General features: G+C 35.6%; 20 protein-coding genes. 1 reads left to right on the top strand and 19 read right to left on the bottom strand.

The genetic code is table 11. From position 1 onward, the window contains the following. Nucleotides 1-3 precede the first annotated feature (3 nt). The 19 genes from LPC09_RS07185 to LPC09_RS07095 form a co-directional block, all read right to left on the bottom strand. Nucleotides 4-1299, bottom strand: a complete 1296-nt coding sequence (locus LPC09_RS07185) for a TRAP transporter large permease (RefSeq protein WP_231309314.1) — start codon at nucleotides 1297-1299, stop codon at nucleotides 4-6. Nucleotides 1300-1310: 11 nt separating this feature from the next. Continuing rightward, nucleotides 1311-1793 carry a TRAP transporter small permease gene (locus LPC09_RS07180; RefSeq protein WP_231309313.1) on the bottom strand — a complete coding sequence of 161 codons (483 nt, stop codon included), beginning with the start codon at nucleotides 1791-1793 and terminating at the stop codon, nucleotides 1311-1313. A gap of 79 nt (nucleotides 1794-1872) precedes the next feature. Then, entirely contained in the window at nucleotides 1873-2922 is a 1050-nt protein-coding gene (locus LPC09_RS07175) for a TRAP transporter substrate-binding protein (protein WP_231309312.1), read from the bottom strand. Between the two features lie 20 nt (nucleotides 2923-2942). Then, nucleotides 2943-3890 carry a D-2-hydroxyacid dehydrogenase gene (locus tag LPC09_RS07170; RefSeq protein ID WP_231309311.1) on the bottom strand — a complete coding sequence of 316 codons (948 nt, stop codon included), beginning with the start codon at nucleotides 3888-3890 and terminating at the stop codon, nucleotides 2943-2945. A gap of 13 nt (nucleotides 3891-3903) precedes the next feature. Next, nucleotides 3904-5565, bottom strand: a complete 1662-nt coding sequence (locus LPC09_RS07165; RefSeq protein ID WP_231309310.1) for a M20/M25/M40 family metallo-hydrolase — start codon at nucleotides 5563-5565, stop codon at nucleotides 3904-3906. An 18-nt stretch (nucleotides 5566-5583) separates the two neighbouring features. Then, nucleotides 5584-6285, bottom strand: a complete 702-nt coding sequence (locus LPC09_RS07160; RefSeq protein ID WP_231309309.1) for a FadR/GntR family transcriptional regulator — start codon at nucleotides 6283-6285, stop codon at nucleotides 5584-5586. A gap of 344 nt (nucleotides 6286-6629) precedes the next feature. Continuing rightward, entirely contained in the window at nucleotides 6630-8066 is a 1437-nt protein-coding gene (locus LPC09_RS07155; protein ID WP_231309308.1) for an aldehyde dehydrogenase family protein, read from the bottom strand. A 4-nt stretch (nucleotides 8067-8070) separates the two neighbouring features. Beyond that, entirely contained in the window at nucleotides 8071-9051 is a 981-nt protein-coding gene (locus tag LPC09_RS07150; RefSeq protein WP_231309307.1) for a bile acid:sodium symporter family protein, read from the bottom strand. Between the two features lie 286 nt (nucleotides 9052-9337). Beyond that, a complete protein-coding gene (locus tag LPC09_RS07145; RefSeq protein ID WP_098798476.1) occupies nucleotides 9338-10456 on the bottom strand; it encodes a 5-methyltetrahydropteroyltriglutamate--homocysteine S-methyltransferase in 1119 nt (372 codons plus the stop codon). A gap of 268 nt (nucleotides 10457-10724) precedes the next feature. After that, nucleotides 10725-11987, bottom strand: coding sequence for a peptidase (locus LPC09_RS07140; RefSeq protein WP_098798481.1), 1263 nt, complete (start codon nucleotides 11985-11987; stop codon nucleotides 10725-10727). Nucleotides 11988-12025: 38 nt separating this feature from the next. After that, complete coding sequence (locus LPC09_RS07135) at nucleotides 12026-12691, bottom strand: 3-oxoacid CoA-transferase subunit B (RefSeq protein ID WP_098798475.1); 666 nt, start codon at nucleotides 12689-12691, stop codon at nucleotides 12026-12028. A gap of 80 nt (nucleotides 12692-12771) precedes the next feature. Further along, nucleotides 12772-13476 carry a CoA transferase subunit A gene (locus LPC09_RS07130; protein WP_098796536.1) on the bottom strand — a complete coding sequence of 235 codons (705 nt, stop codon included), beginning with the start codon at nucleotides 13474-13476 and terminating at the stop codon, nucleotides 12772-12774. Then, nucleotides 13473-14825 carry an aspartate aminotransferase family protein gene (locus LPC09_RS07125; protein ID WP_098796537.1) on the bottom strand — a complete coding sequence of 451 codons (1353 nt, stop codon included), beginning with the start codon at nucleotides 14823-14825 and terminating at the stop codon, nucleotides 13473-13475. Before LPC09_RS07125 ends, LPC09_RS07130 begins: the two co-directional genes overlap by 4 nt. A 31-nt stretch (nucleotides 14826-14856) precedes the next feature. Beyond that, nucleotides 14857-15129 (bottom strand): YokU family protein, encoded by a 273-nt coding sequence (locus LPC09_RS07120; RefSeq protein WP_231309306.1) that lies wholly within the window; start codon nucleotides 15127-15129, stop codon nucleotides 14857-14859. Nucleotides 15130-15163: 34 nt separating this feature from the next. Next, nucleotides 15164-16552: a lysine 2,3-aminomutase gene (ablA, locus tag LPC09_RS07115; RefSeq protein WP_231309305.1), complete on the bottom strand. Its 1389-nt coding sequence runs from the start codon at nucleotides 16550-16552 to the stop codon at nucleotides 15164-15166. A gap of 243 nt (nucleotides 16553-16795) precedes the next feature. Further along, the gene (gene ablB, locus LPC09_RS07110; protein WP_098796540.1) at nucleotides 16796-17647 is read right to left on the bottom strand and encodes a putative beta-lysine N-acetyltransferase; all 852 of its coding nucleotides are present in this window, start codon (nucleotides 17645-17647) and stop codon (nucleotides 16796-16798) included. Nucleotides 17648-17662: 15 nt separating this feature from the next. Beyond that, nucleotides 17663-19051, bottom strand: coding sequence for a sigma-54 interaction domain-containing protein (locus tag LPC09_RS07105; protein WP_098796541.1), 1389 nt, complete (start codon nucleotides 19049-19051; stop codon nucleotides 17663-17665). A 71-nt stretch (nucleotides 19052-19122) separates the two neighbouring features. After that, nucleotides 19123-19926 (bottom strand): ABC transporter ATP-binding protein, encoded by an 804-nt coding sequence (locus LPC09_RS07100; RefSeq protein WP_098796542.1) that lies wholly within the window; start codon nucleotides 19924-19926, stop codon nucleotides 19123-19125. 126 nt (nucleotides 19927-20052) lie between these two features. After that, nucleotides 20053-20688 (bottom strand): LysE family transporter, encoded by a 636-nt coding sequence (locus tag LPC09_RS07095; protein WP_098796543.1) that lies wholly within the window; start codon nucleotides 20686-20688, stop codon nucleotides 20053-20055. 147 nt (nucleotides 20689-20835) lie between these two features. On the opposite strand from LPC09_RS07095, the gene gvpU reads away from it, so the two are divergent. Next, a complete protein-coding gene (gene gvpU / locus LPC09_RS07090) occupies nucleotides 20836-21267 on the top strand; it encodes a gas vesicle accessory protein GvpU (protein WP_098796544.1) in 432 nt (143 codons plus the stop codon). Nucleotides 21268-21278 lie beyond the last annotated feature (11 nt).

The following is a 21278-nucleotide window of genomic DNA, read 5'->3' as shown; positions in this document are numbered from 1 at the left end:
TATCTACTTGTTTAAAAGATTTGGTAAAAACATTGATAAACTTGGCAAAAAACTTATAATTAGGAGACTAAAAACCATTGCTAAGAATAGAGGAATAATTGATTTAATAATGCTTTCCATAGGTGCTTTCCCTATTCCAGAAGCGACAAATAAGTTCACTCCTATTGGTGGTGTAATAAAACCTATTGCCAAGTTTGTCACCATTATCACCCCAAAATGAATGGGATCGATTCCAATCTGCGTAGCTACGGGAAGTAATATTGGTGTTAAAATAACAAGAGCTGCAATTGTATCAATAAATGCACCTACAATAAGCAAAAATATATTTATCATTAACAAGATAATAATTGGGTTGTCTGATGTTGTTGTAATAAAGTTTGCTATAGTAGATGGAATTTGCTCTACTGTTAATAAATATGCAAAAGCAATGGATAAACCAATCATATAAAGCGTGGTACCTGTAATAGTGATTGTCTCAACAACAGCATCGTATATTTCCTTCCACCTTAGTTCTTTATGAACAAAGCTTCCTATCAAAAGTGCATAAAAAATGGTAACTACTGCGGCTTCAGTAGGGGTAAATATACTTCCATAAATTCCACCTAATATAATGATTGGTGTTAGAAGTGCCCACTTCGCTTCATAGAATGTTTTCCCCACTTCTTTTAAACTAATTTTTCTGTTTTCAATTCCTTCAGTGTTTAAATTCTTACCCTTTACGATGAAGTAAGACATCACCATTAAGACAACACCAATTAGAATTCCTGGAATGATACCTGCCATGAACAATCCGCCGATTGATACGCTACCTATAACTCCGAAGAGAATAAATGGAATACTAGGTGGTATAATTACCCCGATTGAACCTGCAGTTGCTGTTATTGCCGAAGCAAAACCAAGCCCATAGTTTTTCTCTTTCATTGCAGGAATCATAAACGATCCGATTGCAGCAACTGTCGCAGGCCCCGATCCTGATATTGCAGCAAAAAACATACACGTTAACACAGTTACCATTGCCAGTCCGCCTACGAGAAATCCAACAAGTGAATTAGCGAAATCTAGTAAACGTTTAGACACTCCTCCTTTCCCCATTAATATGCCTGCTAACATAAAAAATGGAATAGCCATAATTGGAAATGAATCTAACGAAGTAAAGGCTTTTTGGGCAATAGTCGATAATTGGATATTATCACTTGCAAATATAATGGTAGTAAGTGTCGATAACCCTATTGCTATACCTATTGGGACACTTAATAAACAAAAGAGAAATAGACTTCCAAAAAGAATTGCAATCGTCAAGTTAACACCTCCTAGTTCGGCTTTTGCTCTGTTTTGAAAATTAAGAATGCTTGTTGAATGAGTCTAATACACATCAGAGTTCCTCCAACAGGAGTTGCTAAATATAACATCCACATTGGCACCCCCATCGATGGGCTAACTTGGTTTGTAATCTTAATTTGCATAGCTAATTGTGTACCTTCTATTGCTAAAAACAATGCCATTAGAAACCATAAAATCAGAACAAGCATTTCTATAACCTTTTTCCCAATGCCTTTAAAAAGGTTCTTGATAAATTCAATTCTTATATGCTCATTTTTTCTTACAGCATAGCTAGCACTAATCCAAGCAATCCAAATAAGAATATATCTTGATAATTCTTCACTCCACCCCAAGGAATCATTAATAACATATCTAAAAATTACTTGGACAAACACTAGAGTAACCATAAACAAAAAAGCTGCGACAAGTAACCATTCTTCTATCTTTTCATTGATAAGTTTTTTTATGTTCATGGATCTCCTCCAGTTGAACATATGTCTTTATTCTCTAACCTCTCCTAGAATAAAGACATATGTCATGATCATTTTTTATTTACTCATTGTAGCTTTTTGCCAAATCAATTAAATCCTGACCAATTTCGTCAACGTATTCCTCATAGATTGGCTGTACGTTTTTAACGAAGGTATCTTTTTGTTCGTCTGTTAGCTCATTTACTTTCATACCTTGTTCCTTTAATTTTTCTAGCATTTCTTCATCTTGTTGATGTGTGATTTCACGCTGATTCTGTGACATTTTCTTAGCTTCTTCCAAAAGAATGGTTTGTAAATCCTCCGGCATTCCCTCTAATACCTCTTTGTTCATGACAGTGATAACAGGAGCATACACATGACCACTTAATGTTAGATAATCTTGAACTTCATAAAATTTCGAAGCGTATATTAATGAAATTGGATTATCCATAGCATCATATGTCCCTTGCTGTAAAGCTGAGTATAATTCACCGAAAGCTAACGGTGACGCATTTGCTCCTAACAAATTAAAAGTATCCTGGTATAGTTTGTTTTCCATTACTCTCATCTTTAATCCATCTAGATCTTCAGGTGTTTCAATTTGTCGTTTGTTATTAACTAAATGTCTAAAACCATTTTCACCATAGCCTAATCCAACTAAATTAATTGCAGGAAGTTCATCGTTAAGTGTTTGCCCTAATTCACCATCCATGGCATTATGGGCTGCTTCATCCGATTTAAAGATAAAAGGTAAATCAATAACCATAAACTTACTACTAAAAGAAGATAATGTTGGAGTAGCGATTGTCGTCATTTCAATATTTCCTAATTGAACAGCTTCGACCGCTTCTCGATCTGACCCGTATAGCTGGCCATTCGGAAAGATTTCAACATCAATTCTTCCATCTGTTTTTGCTTCAATTGCCTTTTCAAACTCTAGTAAAGCTAGATTAGAAGCATGGTCTTCTGCAACAACATGAGAAAGTCTTAACTGTATTGTTTCTTCGGATGAAGAACTTTCTCCACTAGATGATTCACCACTTGTGCTATCACTCGAGCAAGCTGCTAGCATTCCTAAACATAGAACCACGAAACCGACAATGTACAACTTAAATTGTGATTGTTTTCTCATTTCAAAACCCCCATAATTTTTTAATATCCCTTATTAACATCTATAGAATAGAGTAATTCTTTCTTACTCTTAAAAAGATGCAAATTATGTGAAAAGATTTTTATACATCGGTCATAGAAATAAATGGTTTTCCCTGATAAATGCGGGGTAATAATTAAGTTTTCAACTTCCCACAGTGGATGATGCTTTGGTAGAGGCTCTTGTTGAAATACATCTAGTGCTGCTCCACTTATTTCATTATTAATTAGACTTTTTATTAATGCATTTTCATCAACCAGCTCACCTCTTCCTACATTTATAAAATAAGCAGACTGTTTCATTTTCGAAAACTGCTTACTACCTATGCACTGGTAGGTTTCACTTGTCACTGGCAATAGTGCAACTATATAATCAGCTCGACATATAGCAGAGTCCATATCTTTTAAAGAAAACATTTCATCAAAGTTCGGTTGGCTTCTACCAGATGTGTTTACACCTAGCACATTCATTCCAAAGGCTTTTGCTTTTTTGGCAACTTCTCTGCCAATTATCCCTGCACCTAAAATGGAAATTGTTTTATTGTTCACCTCATCTGGTAGTAACTGACGATCCCATATATGCTTCTTTTTGTTTTCTATAAAACTAGAAAAATTTCTGACATGGTACAAAATAATCCCCATGACATATTCAGAAATAGAATCTCCATATATTCCTCTCACATTTGTCAACGTAATATTACGTTTTTCTAGTTCAGAAATAGGAACATGTTCTACACCTGTTTGAAACACTTGAACCCATTTTAGTGAACTCATTTTATCCAATAATTCTTCTGTTATATCAAAACCATAAGTTAACAAAACCTTTACTTGGTCAAGTGGGATATCTGTATTTAATAGATCTGATTCAAAAAAGATTTCCATTGATAAGTCAAGATTTCTGATAGTATGTACATGTGGGGCCGACAATTCATCAATCGTAACTACTATCATATAATCCTCCGCTTTATTCACTTAAAAGATTAAGTGTTAAATTTTTTGTTAACTCCGGCAACACCTGAAAGGTATATGGTTTATATACTCTTTCTGTCATCTTGTGCGCATCCTTCCCCCATGTTCCAACATTAATAGACGGAATATTCAGATCTCTTATTGTGTCATCAGGTACAGGATAAAGAGTATCCATTTCTGGAAAATTGCATTTTAAGTAATTAATGGCTTCTTTACTATCATCCATTGAAAGATAGCTGCTGTCTGTTAAAGACGGAAAAAACTTCTTAACTTCAAAATGATGTCCTGTCTGAACTTCTAAATCATTCAAGGTATTAATAAGTACCTTCTTCAAATTTCTCTCTATCTTGCTTTGCTCTTTTACTAAATTATGTGGCACATATGGCGGACTGAAAAAAATAACAATTACCGGTGATTGATCATTATCCATTTTTAACAATTCACTAACGATTTGACGTGTGATTATTCTTAAATCATTATCACGATTATTAACTAAGATTTCCTGTATTCTCTCTTTTACAACTTCTCCTTTTTCACTTAGTAATTTTGTCATTAACTGCTCATAAGTCATTACTCTTGTAGTCCAAGGGAGATTCTCCGATTGCCTACTATTTTTACGAGAATAGTAGCTATATTGTTCATTTAAGTAATCAATTACTTCATTAAATGCCTCTGTTGCAACTGTCTGCAATTGTATCATTACTTCATCTGGTGTCCTTTTATGAACAAAATAATTAAAATAAACGAAGGAAGAAATAGGTGTTTGCACATTATAAGTATTCTTTAAATCCTCCATTTTTAAAGCAACCGGTGGTAGTGTATATTCACCTTCAGCTTCATCTACCAGAGACATGTTTAAATTGATTTTTTCTACCAATTTTGAAGCAACTAGATTTGGATCAAAACCTTCAAATGGTTGACCTACATGAGTTTCTTTTCCTTTAATATAAAATGAGGGTAATAATTTACCAACTGCTCCTAAATAAATATATCTAGTAGTATCTCCAGGATAAAGTGGACCAACAAAGTCTGCATTTATAGCTGTAACATATTCAAAATTATTTTCTGTTTTTAAACGTTGTAATTCACTTAAAGCGTCCATAATTCCACCATGAGTAGTTTCTTCAATAGGATTTGCCATAAACAATATATGCCCTGCAAATGTCTCAGGATTTTCAGATAAGTATTTTAGTACACATAAGTGTGAGGCAACTCCACTTTTCATATCAACAGTACCTCTCCCAAAATACCATTCTCCCGATTCTAAATCCTCTTTTACATCGGGTGACAATTCAAGTTGTTGAAATTTTCTCATTAGTTCTTCAGGTTTTGTTGCGAAATCCTCCAACTCTCCATAATCTTCTGTTGAAACAGTATCTGTATGACCATGTATTAGAACCACTTTGTTAGAAGGTCCTTTTTCACCTGAGACTAGTGCAAACAAATTTTTTCTCCCAATTGGGTCTTCTTTCATTACTTTAGTCCACACCATACAAGGCCTCTCACTAAAATAATGAAACGATCTCAACAAACTTTCAACTTTATCCAAAATATCTACTTCACCTGTAGTACCATTTACGCTTTTAATAGCCACTAATTCGCTAGTCCATTTCTGAACAGTATCATAAAAGGAACACATCTTTGCATCAATACTCATATAGCCCTCCAAACTAATTCACTCATCTAAAAATACTTTTTGATCTTGAAGCATTTTTATTTCATCACGGATCATTTGGGTATGATTCAATATTGTTTTAACTGCTAATACTTCATCCCTCATTTCAATTGCTTGTATAATATCCCAGTGTTGTTTTTGTGCTTCATGTACACTAAAAGGTGTATATTTTGTTACTTGAAAAAGTGCTTTGTCTGTTAGATCAAGAAAGGAACTAGTCAAAACATAAAAAATATTATTTTGGGTAGTCTTGGCTAATTCCATATGGAAATTTGTATCTTCTTCAATAAATTCATTGATATTAAATTTTTTCATTTCCATCTTGGCAAAGATCTTCTTAAGAGAGTCTATATTTGACTTAGTTGCTTTTGATACAGCCTTTTTGATAATAGCTAATTCTAACTCTTCTCTTACTTCTAGAATATCTGTCATTTTTGAATTTGTACTGTTAATCACTCTCTGTAATGAGTCTGTCACTATAGTCCCATTTGGTTTTGTAATAAAAGCCCCTCTTCCCATTTGTACATCAACATATCCTTTCTCTCTTAATACATTTATCGCCTCCCTTACAACAGTTCTACTTACTTTAAATTGAATTGAAAGTTCCCTCTCTGAAGGTAATTTATTACCATCTTTTAGTACCCCTTTTGAAATTTTTTCTTCAATATCTGAAACGATATCCATGTACAATAAATTACTCACTAATTTTTCTCTCCCCTGTCACCCTTAACTGGTTATACCAGTTGTACAGGTATAATATATTAACTTTTTTCTGAATACTCAATAAATTCGTCAGGCAATGTTACATGCTATTTTCAAAGAAAATATAGAGAAAACGAATACATACCAATCATTTCAACACTTTAATCAATAATAAATTTTTTATTATTTTATTAGAAAAACTTGCCTTATCACCAAGTCCTAATGGTGAAAGCTTTTATTTTTCTAATACTATCATTCATAAAAGTATAAAAAACAGCTCTGTATCTTTACCAAAAGAAAAATACAGAACTGAATTAGCAAATTAAATATTTAATTTTTTCTTATTAATCCATATAAACAGTTTTCATTTTTGTATAAAAATCAATCGATGTTTTTCCCTGTTCTCGAGGTCCATCACTAGAGCTTTTCATTCCACCAAAAGGGGCTTGAAACTCTGTTCCAACTGTTCCAGAATTAACATGTACCATACCCGCTTCAACTTCATCCACAAAGCGTTGAGACAGTGTAAGATTATTAGTAAAAATGGCAGCACTTAACCCGTACGAAGTATCGTTTGCTAACTCAACCGCTTCATCAAAACTATTAACCTTAAGTAACATAACAACAGGACCAAATATTTCTTTACGAGCAATTTCTACAGATTGGGAATCTACCTCAAACACAGTTGGCTGAACATAAAACCCCTCTTTTAAATCTGGAGTATTTATTTCGTTACCACCAGCGAGAAGTCTGGCTTCTTTTTTCCCCTGTTCAATCATTGTTAACACAGACTCATATTGTCTAGCTGACACTACTGGCCCCATATAAGTTCCTTCATCTAACGGATTTCCAACTTTTAATGAATTTGTTTGATCTAGTAATCTTCTACAGAACTCATCATAAATTCCAGCTTCCACAATAAGTCGACTTGCTGCTGTACATTTTTGTCCTGTAGACATAAACCCATCCTGAATGGAAAAGGCAACTGCTTTATCAATATTTGCGTCGTTAAGAACGATAAGCGGATTCTTACCGCCCATTTCTAATTGCACTGACTTTCCAAGAATTGTTGCTCTCTGTTTAATTACATTACCTATCTTATTTGATCCAGTAAAAGAAATAGCTTTAATATCTGGACTATCCACTAATTCAGCTCCAATATCACCGCCTACACCAAAAACGCAGTTTACAACACCAGCAGGTACTCCTGCTTGATGAAGAGCATCAATAAGGTGATAAGCTGATTTCGGCGTAAATTCTGAAGGTTTTATCACAACTGTATTACCATAAACCAGTGCTGGAGCGATTTTCCAAGCTGGTATCGCAATAGGAAAATTCCATGGTGTAATTAGCCCAACAGGTCCTATCGGTACCCGCTTAGTATAAATCATCGTTTTAGGATTAACTGATGGGATAATATCTCCCACCGATTGGGTTGCTTCCCCTGAATAATAATGTAATACACGAATAGCTCTATTAGTTTCACCTATCGCCTCGGGTAGTGTTTTTCCTTCTTCACTAGTTAAATCACGTGCAATGTCTTCAACTTTTTCAGATAAAAAATCTGCAGCTTTTAATAAATACTCCCCACGCTGTTGATATGATAGTTTACTCCATGTTGTAAATGCTTCTTTTGCTGCTGCAGTTGCTAAATTTATATCTTCTGGTGTACTAGCTGGAAACTGGTCTAGTGCTTTTTGATTATGTGGATTTAGATTATCAACATAACCTCCTAATGATGGTTCAATCCATTGACCATTAATGTAGTTTTCATATCTCATGCAATCACCCTTCTCTTTCTACTTTAATATTAGTATCAACATACAACTTTTTTGAGTAAGTACGTTCCAATATATAACCAAAAAATGACGCAATGACTTGTTGAAATAACATACCTATAACAACCGGTAAAGCAACAGGCGGAGGGAAAAAAGCAACAGCTATTACAGAGCCAGCACTAATATTTCTCATTCCTCCTGAAAAAGTAAATGCAATAACGTCTTCTTTTTGATATTTTAGTAATTTTCCAGTCAGTAAAGATAATATATAACCTGATGCAGACACCAAGAAAACAATTAAGGAAATAAGTAATAATTTTTTATTTATATTAGACAGATAAGGAGCAACAACAGCACTATTTATCATAATGACGAGCATTAATCCCAACTTTGAGAGCGGTTCTAAACGCGGACTCCAAACCTTGTGAACATGTCCTTTAGTAATTGCATTTAACACCATAGCTAATATGGAGGGAATCACAACCATACCTATTAAAGCTGACATCATATTCCACACTTCGAGTTCTACTGATTTTCCAATGAATAAAGATAACATCATAGGTACAAGAAATGGGGATAAAATTGTGTCAATTAAAACTATGGTAAACGTTAAGGCTATATTTCCTTTATGGATAGACACCCAGATGAAACTGGTAATCCCAGTAGGAATTACTACAGACAAAATTAGCCCTGAAATTGTGTAAATATCATTATTAAAGGTTATATGTCCAACTAAAGTCGCCCACATAGGCATCACAATATGCAATATAACTAAGAGTATTAATATAGGAATTGGATTTGAAATAGTCTGATATAAAGATTTGAAAGTAGAACCCAAACTACCAGAAAATGTAATAAAAGCAAATATCCATGGAACAACAGACGTAAGGTTGGTAAAATAATCGGACAACAGAACGCCTAACACTACACTGATCGGAGCCATTAAAGGAATGAACCTATTTAGTTGCTTATTAATTTTCACAAGCATGTCAAACTCCTTAATCTAGAGTTGGACGACTGATAGAGAGAAAAATTACTGTACATAGCAAAGGGATTTTAATATTGTGGAGAGAAAGTTAGTAAATGAAATGGGAGGGGATAAATCAATCCTAAATCACAAAGATAACTAGCTTCAACCAAACTGTTAGATAGTCTGACGCTATTTTTAGTAAACTCATCACCGTTTTGATTCATTAACAATAGAAAAAAGCCGTACCAATTCGGTACAGCCTCTTCATTCGACATACTTCGGGTCGTGCCTGTCACTTGTCGAACTACTTCCAAGCACTATTCGCAATTTCAATAACATGGCGAACCTTCGCCCATTGCTCTTCTTCAGTTAGTAAGTTACCTTCTTCAGTTGATGCGAAGCCACATTGTGGACTTAAGTGTAGCTGATCTAAAGATACATATTGTGCTGCTTCGTTTATTCGAGCTTTTATAGCTTCGGTATCTTCAAGTGAAGGTGTTTTTGTTGTGATTAGACCTAGCACTACGTGAAGGTCACTTCTATTTATGTGGCGAAGTGGCTCAAAACCACCTGATCGGCTATCATCAAACTCTAAGAAAAGACCATCTAGGTTAAGTTGTCCAAAAATAATTTCTGAAGCACCATCATAGCTACCAGAAGAAGCATAGGATGATTTGTAGTTTCCACGACAAATATGCATTGTCAGAACCATATCATCTGGCTTAACAGAAGTAACCTCATTTACAGCATGTTTAAACTGATGGATAAGTTCGTCTGGATCAGAACCAAAAGCTCTTACAAGGTTACGACTGCTTTCATCAAAAAATAATGCCCAAGCTGTGTCATCAAGTTGTAGGTAACGACAACCTTCATTATAAAATGCAACTACTGCATCTTTGTATGCTTGAATGAGATCCACATAAATTTCATCTAAACTACTATAAAATTGTTTTTCAAAATCACTGCCGATTCCTTCTCTAAAGAAAATCATATTTGGACTTGGAATAATCATTTTAGCAATATGACCATCGTTACCAACTACTTCTTTTAAGTAACGGAAATGCTCAAGCATGTAATGATCATTAAACTTAATTTTTCCATTAATCCGAATATTGAAAGCAGAAGTTTCCACATCATGGAATGGTACACCACGCTCTGTTTCAACAACCTCAATACCTTCTAAACCTGCTAGGTAATCGAAGTGCCACCAACCGCGTCTAAATTCTCCATCAGTAATTGTTTTTAGACCTACTTCTTTTTGCTTAGAAACTAATTTAGTAATTTCTTCATTTTCTATTTTTGTTAGTTCTTCAAACGTGATACTTCCCTCAGCATGTTTTTGACGTGCTTCTTTAATACGCTTCGGTCTTAGAAAACTTCCTACATGATCAAACCTTGGTAAAGTAGAAACAATAGTACTCAAATGTATCCTTCCTCTCTTTTTGACTCCGTAAGCAATTAAAGCTTTTAGAATAGCAATCTAGTAATTGGAATCATTCTTGTTAAAACTGATTATACACATTTTTTTATCATTCGCCTAATTTTGCGTTTGTTTATTTCTGCTATTTAGAATTTTTAATAAACTATTACAAATATAATTTCGGCTCTTAACTATGTATTTTACGCCAATCCCTTCATAATTTAAGAGATTAGCGTATTGTAAAGTGAATTATCCTAAATAAAAACGACTGTTATCGTTCGACTCCACACCAATCAACAATAGTGAGCGCAATAATTTCAGCCGCTTCGAATACCTTTTCAATTTCAATGTATTCGTTTGGATAATGCGCTTTTTCTGTAACACCAGGGCCAAACACAATGGTTGGAGTTGAACCAACTGTAGTTAATAAACCACCATCTGTCCCCCATGGTGATGCTTCAATAACTGGTTGCTCTCCTGTAACTTTAAAATAGCTTTTTGTTAATGAAGATATGAATGGATGATTAACATCAATTGAGCCTGGAACCCATCTCGCTCCAAACCATTCAAGAGAAACTGGATATTTGGCAAACCATGGATCTACTTTTTCCAGCTCCTGAATCCAGCTTTCAAATTCTTTTTGAGCTTGCTCTATCGTCTCATCTGGAGAAATTCCTACCCTTCCTTCTAATTTGACAAAATCAGCTACAGAGGAAGGCCAATCTCCACCTTCCACTTTACCTATATTAATTGGAATAGGAATAGGGATATTATTATATAAGGGATCAGAAATACGTTCATTTCTTCTCTTTTCAAGTTCTTTTATATGTTCGATAACAATCATTGATTTTTCAATTGCACTTACCCCTTCATACCGTGTGCCTCCATGTGCAGCAAGACCCTTAACATTTAACCGAAACCACATTGATCCTTGCTGTTTTGGGAATATTTTCATATTTGTCGGTTCAGGAATGAGGGCAGCATCTGCCTGGTAACCTCTTAATATCGCTGCCAGCGTTCCAGCACCGCCACTTTCTTCTTCTATTACACTTTGAAATATAACATCTCCTTTTAATGGAATACCGAGTGCACGGAGAGCTGATAATGCTAACAAAAGTGAAACATTTCCACCTTTCATATCTGTTGCACCGCGACCATAAAGCCTTCCATCAATCACCTTTCCGCTATAAGGGTGCTGCTCCCACTGTGTTATATCTCCCTCGGGAACAACATCAATATGACCGTTTAATATGAGAGAACGACCTTCACCTGTTCCCTTTAATACACCAACAACATTTAGACTGCCTTTAAATTCAGTTCTTGGTGAAGCAAAATAAGGATGTTCAACTAGCTGTTTCCCCTCAGGCTCCCATGCATCCACTTTTAAGCCAATTTTACGTAGCTTTTCAATAACAATTATTTGAGCCTTCCGTTCATTCCCCTGTATGCTATTTTCTTTAACTAAATTTTGTAATAGCTTTATACCATGATCATGATTATTAGCAAGCCATTGGTTTATTTGTGCCCGAAGCATCTCTCGTTCTCCGTTCACCCTTCATCCCTCATCTCTTTTTAGTAGGTGCTGTTCTTAATATTTTCTGATAGTTGTAATCTAGCATTTGTTAGACTCACAACTTCTACGACTGTATATGGTTTCATGACTTCTTTTAATAGTAAACCTTCACTTGTTACTTCTATTACCGCCATTTCTGTAATAATCAGGCTAACACATCTTTTCGCAGTTAAAGGGAGTGTACATGTGTTAACTATTTTGGACTGTCCTTTTTTATCACAATGATTCATTAAAACAATAACTTTTTTGGCTTTTTTAGCTAGCTCCATTGCCCCACCAATCCCAGGTACTCGTTTACCAGGTACGATCCAGTTTGCCAAATCACCTTCTTCACTTACTTGTAGTCCACCAAGAATGGTCATATCTAAATATCCGGAACGAATCATTCCAAAAGCTGTGGCACTATCAAAATAAGATGCTCCAGGCACAATCGTCACTGGGAAGCCTGCTGCATTGCATAAAGTTGGGTTTTCTTCACCCTTTTTGGGTGACTCTCCCATCCCTAAAATTCCGTTTTCGGCCTGAAACATAACTTGTAGATTCTTTGGTAAATGGTTTGGTATAAGAGATGGGATTCCAATTCCTAAATTAACAATCATGCCTTCCTCAATTTCCTTAGCAGCTCGTTTGGCAATCCTATTTCTAGCATCTAATTCTGCAGTCACTTTTCTGCCCCCCAATCGACATTAACAGACAAAACTCGGGAAGTGACAGGCACCTTTCCACCCGGACAGGCTCCACCCCACTACTCCCAAGCCCATTTCCAATCGACTCCTTCACTTTGTACAACGATGTCTACGTAAACGCCTGGTGTGATGATGGCTTCTGGATCGAGTTCTCCTGCTTCGACGATTTGTTCGGCCTCGACAATTGTATATCGACCAGCCATCGCTACTAAAGGATTGTTATTTCGGGCACTTGTTTCATAAACAAGATTTCCGAAGGTATCTGCTTTTTTGGCGTAAACAATTGAAACATCTGCAGTAAGTGCTGTTTCTACTAAATAGTCTTGACCTTTTATCTTGATTTTTGGTTTTCCTTCTTCAATCATGCTATCAATTCCGATATCAGTGAGAATTCCTCCAAGACCAACTCCACCTGCCCTTATTCGTTCTGCCAATGTACCTTGTGGGCAAAATTCGACTTCCATTTTCCCATCTATCATTAACTGACCTGCAACCGGATTTGACCCAATATGGGAGACAATCATTTTTTTAGCCCTTCCTTGACTGACCACTTTCCCAATCCCAATTGTAGGAAAACCAGCATCATTTCCTATAAGTGTGAAATCCTTAATCCTCTTTTGAAGTATGCCATTTATAATAGTAGGTGGATTTCCTACTCCTCCAAATCCACCAAACATAAGTGAACATCCATCACGTATACGGGAAAAACCTTCTTCTAAACTCCCAACCTTATTTATCCTCTTTTTTGGCATTGGTTGCTTCATGGTCTGTTCCCCCTGCCTAACTCCTTCTGAATTTCGGAGACAACTTCTTTAAAAATAGTAACAAGTTCCTCTATTTCTTCTTTTAAAATAATAAAGGGAGGAGAAATGATGATCGCATCTCCACCTACTCCATCTTGACCTGCGGAGGATGGATAGATTAATAAGCCTTTTTCTCTAGCTCTTATTACAATCTTGTTCGTAATAGCATCATTTTTACGAAATGACTGCTTTATATTTTTATCAGAAACAAACTCAACCCCAATCATTAGTCCTTTTCCACGTATATCGCCAATCATTTCAAGGTTGGCTGTTTCTTCTTTAAGTCTTTCCAACAAGTATGTGCCACGTTCTTTTACCTTATCTACTAAGTTATTATTCTCAATATATTCTAAAACAGCTAAAGCACTTGCTGCTGATTGAGGGTTGGCACTATACGTATGGCCACTCATGATAGAATTTGAGCCTTCTAGAATCGGTTTCATCACTTTTTCACTCACGAGAGTTGCAGCAATTGGAGTAAAGCCTGCGCTCATCCCTTTTCCGAGTGCAATAATATCCGCCTTTACTCCCCAATGATCTAGGCCGAACATCTTACCCGTACGACCGATTCCCGTCATCACTTCATCTGCTATAAATAAAATGTTGTAGCGATCGCATATTTCTCTAACTTTCTGATAATATCCGTCCGGGGGTACGATCACACCTCCTGCTGCACCAATAATTGGTTCTGCGATGAAAGCAGCAATATGATCACTTCCGATTCTTTTTATCGCAGCCTCCACTTCATTTGCACACATTAACTGACAAGTTGGATATGCTTTATCAAAAGAACATCTATAGCAATACGGAGCAGTAACAGAGGGGTAATCCTCTAGCAAGGAAACAAATCGTTCCCTACGATTCACATGTCCAGACATAGATAACGCACCGAGTGTGATCCCATGGTAGCTTACCCACCGCGACAAGATTCTTTGCTTCTTAAAATCACCTTGCTCCTGCCAATATTGAATGGCAACCTTCATCGCCGTTTCCGTTGCTTCTGATCCACTATTAACAAAAAAGGACCAATAATCTTCATCAGCATCAACAAGTTTGTTTAACTTCTCAGCCAGACGTTCGGCAGGCTCTGAAGTAAATTGAGAACGATAAACAAATGAAACTTTATTTGCTTGATTCTGCATGCTTTTAATAATTTCGTCTACCCCATGACCAAGGCTCGCTGTAACTGCACCTGAGGATCCGTCAATATATCGCTTGCCCGCATTATCGTATAAATAAATCCCCCTCCCATAACTCACTGTTGGATATTGCTCATTCATGGTTGGTTTAATTAATAATGACCGTTTCATACGATCGCCTCTTTCTTTTACATAAGCAACGTTAAAATTTAAAATAGTTACGTTTTAATAACCTCGGCATTGCCATTAACGATTGGAATGAAACCACTTTATCCACTTTCTTTGTATCAATAAGAAACAACTGATCTTCTAGCTCCTCAATCATTTTTTCATCTTGATATTCCATTCCACATGAGGAACATTTCACACCAGGTGTGTCGGTAATTTCAATAGCACGCGTTCCATCAGGCAGCTCCCAAAAAACCGTACAGGTTATATTTGTTACATTAACGGATTCGCACCATTCACATTTCATTTATAATGAGGCACCTCCCTTATCCCTCCGTTTACTAACTATCTTTCTTTTGTTGTGCCTGAAATTTTTTCTCCTTTAATTCATCACGTTTCTCACGCTTATCTTTTAATGTTGAATAATTCGGATCTTCTTGGAAACTTTGTCTTCTGTTAATACGTTCCAATGATTCTGGTACAAGATTAAATTTCTCATCATTTAGTAGAGAGGTAATACCAGTTTTAGACGGTTTGATATTTTCCTTTGCATAGATCTCATTAAAGTAATCATCTGCACGTCCTGCAACATACTTTTCCGGTTCTGGATACGTTGTGATCACTCCTTCAAAGTTGCGAAGTACCGTTTTTGTTGGACTTTGTGAAATCACATAGTTTGGTTGTAATGTAATTTTCCCGCCACCACCAGGAGCATCAACGACGAAGGCTGGAACAGCATAACCGCTCGTATGTCCACGTAAACCTTCGATGATTTCTAAACCTTTTGAAATCGGCGCTCTAAAGTGACCGATCCCCTCTGACAGATCACACTGATAAATGTAATAAGGTCGGACTCTAATTTTCACCAAGTCATGCATGAGTTTTTTCATAATCGGCACACTGTCATTAATTCCCGCTAAAATAACAGCCTGATTTCCGACAGGCACACCCGCATCAACAAGCATTTCACAAGCACGCTTAGATTCTTCTGTTATCTCAATAGAAGTGTTAAAGTGGGTGTTTAGCCAAACAGGATGATATTTTTTCAAAATATTACAAAGGTTTTCTGTTATTCGTTGTGGAAACACAACAGGTGCTCTTGTGCCAATCCGAATGATTTCCACATGTGGGATTTCTCGTAAATTTTTTAAGATATATTCTAATATTGTGTCATTTATTAAAAGTCCATCTCCACCAGATAAGAGAACATCTCTAACTTCTGGTGTATTGCGAATATACTCAATCGCACCATCTAGTTGCTTCTTAGGCACTCCCATCCCGATTTGCCCGGAAAAACGACGACGGGTACAGTAACGACAATACATGGAGCATTGATTCGTAACGAGAAAAAGTACACGATCTGGATAACGATGTGTTAAACCTGCTACAGGTGAATCTTCATCTTCTTCTAATGGATCTTCTAAGTCATATTTCGTTTTCTTTATTTCTTGACTAATCGGAACAGATTGCATTCGAATTGGACATCTCGTATCAGTTTGATTCATAAGTGATGCATAATATGGAGTAATATTGAGTGGGATTGTTTTTGTAGAAATTTTTACACCCTCTTCTTCCTCAGGTGTTAAGTCAATGACTTGTTTTAAGTCATCAAGAGTTCGGATTGTGTTTGTTAACTGCCAAATCCAGTCATTCCATTTTTCATCAGTGACATCTTTCCATAAACTAATTTCTTTCCAATGACGGTCAGGTTTATATAAATCATGCAACATGAAGATTTCCCCCTTACATTTGCTATTCACAAATTATTAAGCAAGATTTGTGCCAACTATAAGAAGGAAACCATTTCCTTTAGATAAACCGTTATGATTAAACATCTGGAAAAATAAATTATGTCTACTCTTCATAAAGAGCCATCCTTTTTTATATAAAAAGAAGCAGTCAGTGCCAATATTCGGGCAAATAAAACCTTTTAGACTTGCTGAATATTCGGCAGCATGTTAAAAACTTGGCAGTTAATGAGAGAGATCTTTAACCCATACATTCATATCTTCAAGCTTATCGAATATATAACAGTTCTTAGTCAATCTCCCGTTGTATTCATAACCAAGCTGATAAAATGCTGCATTCATCCCAAAGGATAAAGACCTCGCAATTGAAAATGCACAAAAAATCCCATTATCTCGCAAATCAGTTTCTAGAAATAATAACAGCATTTTCATTAACCCGTATTTTCTATGTTCTGGTAGTGTTGCACAGTCTGTTAACTCAGCATTTTTAAAATCAATGTTCACATCTGCAGAAGCAGCACTAACTAGTAAGTTGTTGCTCTCAACTACATAAAAAAGATTGCCTGCACTAATCATTTTTTTTACATAGTCTTTATTATTCATCGGTGTTGGATAAATTTCAAACACCCTTCCATATAAATTGGCGAGCTGTTCTGCATCGTTGATTTCAGCTTTTCGGAAATGATAATGAGCCGGTAAGTTCGTTTCATTTACTTGTCGTTCTTTTTGAAAGACTTTTTCAAGGATAATATTCTCTTGAATCCAGTGTTCACTTGTTCTTCGTTTATCATCTATATACTTCGTCATAATCATGTTATCGGCACCATTAAAATATCCTTTTATTACTGCTTCCAACTCATATCCTTTTGATAAAAGGTCCATCCATTGCTCAGGGCGTGTGTAAAAAATAATTTTTTGAAAGGTATTTTCTGCGCTTAATCTTTCTATTTCCTGCAAAATCATTGTCATATTTCCCCGGTAATGATCGACTCTAATTCGTTCATTAAAATAGTCTAAATACAGTTGCATGACATAGCGAGATGTTGAAAGTTTCTTCGTTTCGGAAGACAAGGTCATTGTATCCACCTCATTTTAGTGAATTTTATATTTTTTTATTTTATATTGGAGAGTTTGTCTTGGGAGTTCAAGGAGCTCGGAGGCCTTAAGCACATTTCCATTTGTTTTGTGTAAAGCTTGTTGAATTAAGTCTTTCTCTGTTTTCTCAACAGCTTCACGAAAGGGTTTTATTTCATCCTTCTCGGCAGAAACCTTATTTTTAATAAATGATGGTAAATGATGGATTGTTAATGTATCCTCATTTTCTACCATGTTCATCGCATATTCAATTACGTGCTCAAGCTCTCTAACATTTCCAGGCCAGGAATGACTTTCTAACATCGATATCACGTTCTCATCAATATGAATCACAAGTTTACCGAAATTGTAGTTATATTTTTGAATAAAATGATGAATTAATAGAGGAATATCTCCTGTTCTTTTTCTTAAAGGAGGAAGCTCAAGAAAGAAAACATTTAAACGATAGTATAAATCAGTTCTTAATTGCTTCTTTTCCATACAAATGTAAGGATGCTCGTTCATCGCGACAATAACTCTTACATCTACTGAATATGAATCAACACCTCCCACTCGCCTAATAACTCCATCTTCCAGGACTCGTAATAGCTTTGCTTGAAAATCTAAGGGCATTGTATGAATCTCATCTAAAAACAGAGTTCCACCATGAGCAAGCTCAAATAATCCCGCTCGATCGACCGCTCCTGTGTAACTTCCTTTTTTCGTACCAAATAAGATACTTTCAAGCAAAGATTCAGGTAAAGAAGAGCAATTTTGAGCAATAAATGGTCCATTTTTTCTTACTGAACCATTATGAAGGGCCTGAACCATTAATTCCTTTCCTGTTCCAGTCTCACCATATACCATAACCGGTGATGTACTATTGGCAGCCTTTTTAGCCAATCTCTTTAATTCATTTATTTCTTCACAAGCAGTTACAAAATGGTCCCACTCATACTTTGCTCCTGAAATGGTTATTGGCTTTGATTGTTGCCCATTCATTTTTTCCTGAAGTTCAAGAAGCTTTTGAGAAAGTTGTTTTACTTTTGTAAAATCCTTAGCAATTTCAACTGCCCCTACAATGTTATTCCCAACTTTAATAGGTAAAGTAGTATTTACCGTATCAATTAGCTGACCTTTACTATTTTTATAGGTCTGAGATTGCTGATAAATTGAGTTTCCTGTCTCAATGACCTTGAGTAAGGTACTTGTTTGCTTATTTAATGAAGGAAATACCTCAAGAACATGTTTTCCGAGTACTTCCTCCACTTCAACTCCGTCATGCTTTGCTGCTACTTGATTATAAAAGATTGTTATCCCTTCAGAATTAACAGCATGAATTCCTTCATCAATACTCTCTAAAATTGCCTCAAGCATTTGTTTAGTTTCAAAGGATTTTAGAAACATTTCGAACACCTTCTTTAATAATCGTAAAAGATGTAGGCCTTATTTCTATTTTTATTAAGAAAGAGCGAGTACTATTCTGCATCAATGGTTTGAACTTTTTTCCTTAAACTTGCACGTCCTTCATCCCAGATTACCGAAACGTCAGAATCAAAAAGCGCTGAAAGCTTCCCAGCAGATAGCATCTCTTTTGTTTCACCAGAATCAAATACTTCTCCTCTTTTTAATAAAAGAGTATGAGAAAAGATTGGCAATATCTCTTCAACATGATGAGTAACATAAAGAAGAGTTGGTGCGGATTCCTTTTTCATCATGCCCTCTATTGATTCTAATAGCTGTTCACGTGCAAGAAAATCTAAACCTGTTGTCGGTTCATCTAAAATTAACAGCTCAGGCTCTGTCATTAAAGCTCGAGCAATCAAAACTCGTTGCCTTTCTCCCTGCGACAAAGTTTCATAAGCTCTATCGGCATAATGTAAACAGCTTAGTTCTTTTAATAGTCCAATCGCTTTTTGTCTCATTTCCTCTGTTGGTTTCTCATAAAGTACGATTGAAGCAAAAGCACCACTTAATACAATTTCAAATGCATTGTCTGACGGATAAAATTTCTGTTGTAGTTTTGTAGATACTAGTCCGATTTTTTGACGAAGTTTTTCCGCTAAATAATCTCGACCAAATACCTTCCCTAATACTTTCACATCTCCTTCAGTTGGAAAGTAGTACGCACAAAGCATATTTAATAGCGCTGTTTTTCCAGCTCCATTTAATCCATACAACACCCAATGTTCATGCTTTTTGATTTCCCAATTAATATCGTTCAAAATCCATTGACCATTTCTTTTAAGTGAAACGTGTTTTAATTCAATTATTGATGCCATAAGTTTCTCCTTTCACCAACATTAGCTTTTTCCTCTTAATAGTATAAGTTTAAAAGAAAAAAGCGATTGAATAAAGGCAATCGCTTTTCTAACTTTTATTTCAAATGGTCAATAACACCACTGGAATTAGAAACTAAAGAGCGCTTTCAGACCTTGAAAACCAAAATAAAGTCCAAACCCTAAAAGTGAAGCACCAGAGATAATGGAGATTACCTTTAAGCTAGTATCATTTAAAAATTTACGGAATCCTGTTGTAAGACCAGCAACAAAAACATCCCACAATGTTAGCCCTACAAAAATCATACAGCTGTACACCAATAATTGGCTTGTACCATTCACTTGAATCGTTTTAGCTAATACCGATCCATAAATTCCTAACCAAAACAGAATGGAAAGTGGACTTGTTATAGACATCATAAACCCAGTAAAAAAGCATTTTGTTAAGGAATCCTTTTTACGGGTTATTGTAAGATTAACCTTATTCACACCTAGAATGCTTTCAATACCTGAATAAATAAGAATAAATCCACCAAATAACCATAGAAAAATTTGGACAAAGGGTATATCTAGAAAATTCACCATACCAAGGTAAACAAAGAGCATAAAAATAGCATCTGCCATCATACTTCCTGCTCCTACAATCCAAGCATGCCAGAAACCATTTTTTATTCCTTTATCTAATCTAGCAGAATTAACTGGTCCAATCGGAGCAGCTAAGGATAATCCTAAAAAAATGTAACTAACCAATATGCTGATACTCAATGAAACCACACACTCCCTTTTTACCGGACTTGTACATTATATGAAGGGAGTTGTCCACTATGATTAAATGTTAAAAAATGGAGTAAGAATGACCTACTTTTTAGGGCATGATAACTTTACCAACGTTTATTTGCGAGGTGTTTCAATATGGCAAAAGAAAAAGAGCAAGAACAAACAGGTACTGATGATGCAATTATTTTGATGTTTTTAGATCTAGTTGAGCAAGACGGTGTTGAAGTTGATGTTACTTTAAGCGTGAACGGAACTGTTGTCTCAGGAACACTTATCGGGGCAACTGCCTATTACGAAGGAATTACTGAAGCATCGAAGAATTTTCATGATAGCACAATGTCAAAAATTATCTCAAAGAAATTTCATGATTTAAAAGAGGAATACGCCAAGCAGAAACAACAAGAATCTGATAAAGAGTCTAAAGATAATTCGACTCCTTTCACGTTTATTCATCTTAAAGATGCTAAATATCTAAATACAAACAGTCAAGAAACTCTTAACCGCGGAACATGGTGGAGAGGAAGAATTTCAGCAGTTGATGGCTTTTCCTTCAATTCGCTTGTCTAATAATATTCCCC

Source organism: Metabacillus sp. B2-18 (assembly GCF_021117275.1).
Lineage (GTDB): Bacteria > Bacillota > Bacilli > Bacillales > Bacillaceae > Metabacillus.
The sequence above is the reverse complement of the archived record's forward strand: the minus strand, read 5'-3'. Positions and strand labels throughout refer to the sequence as shown.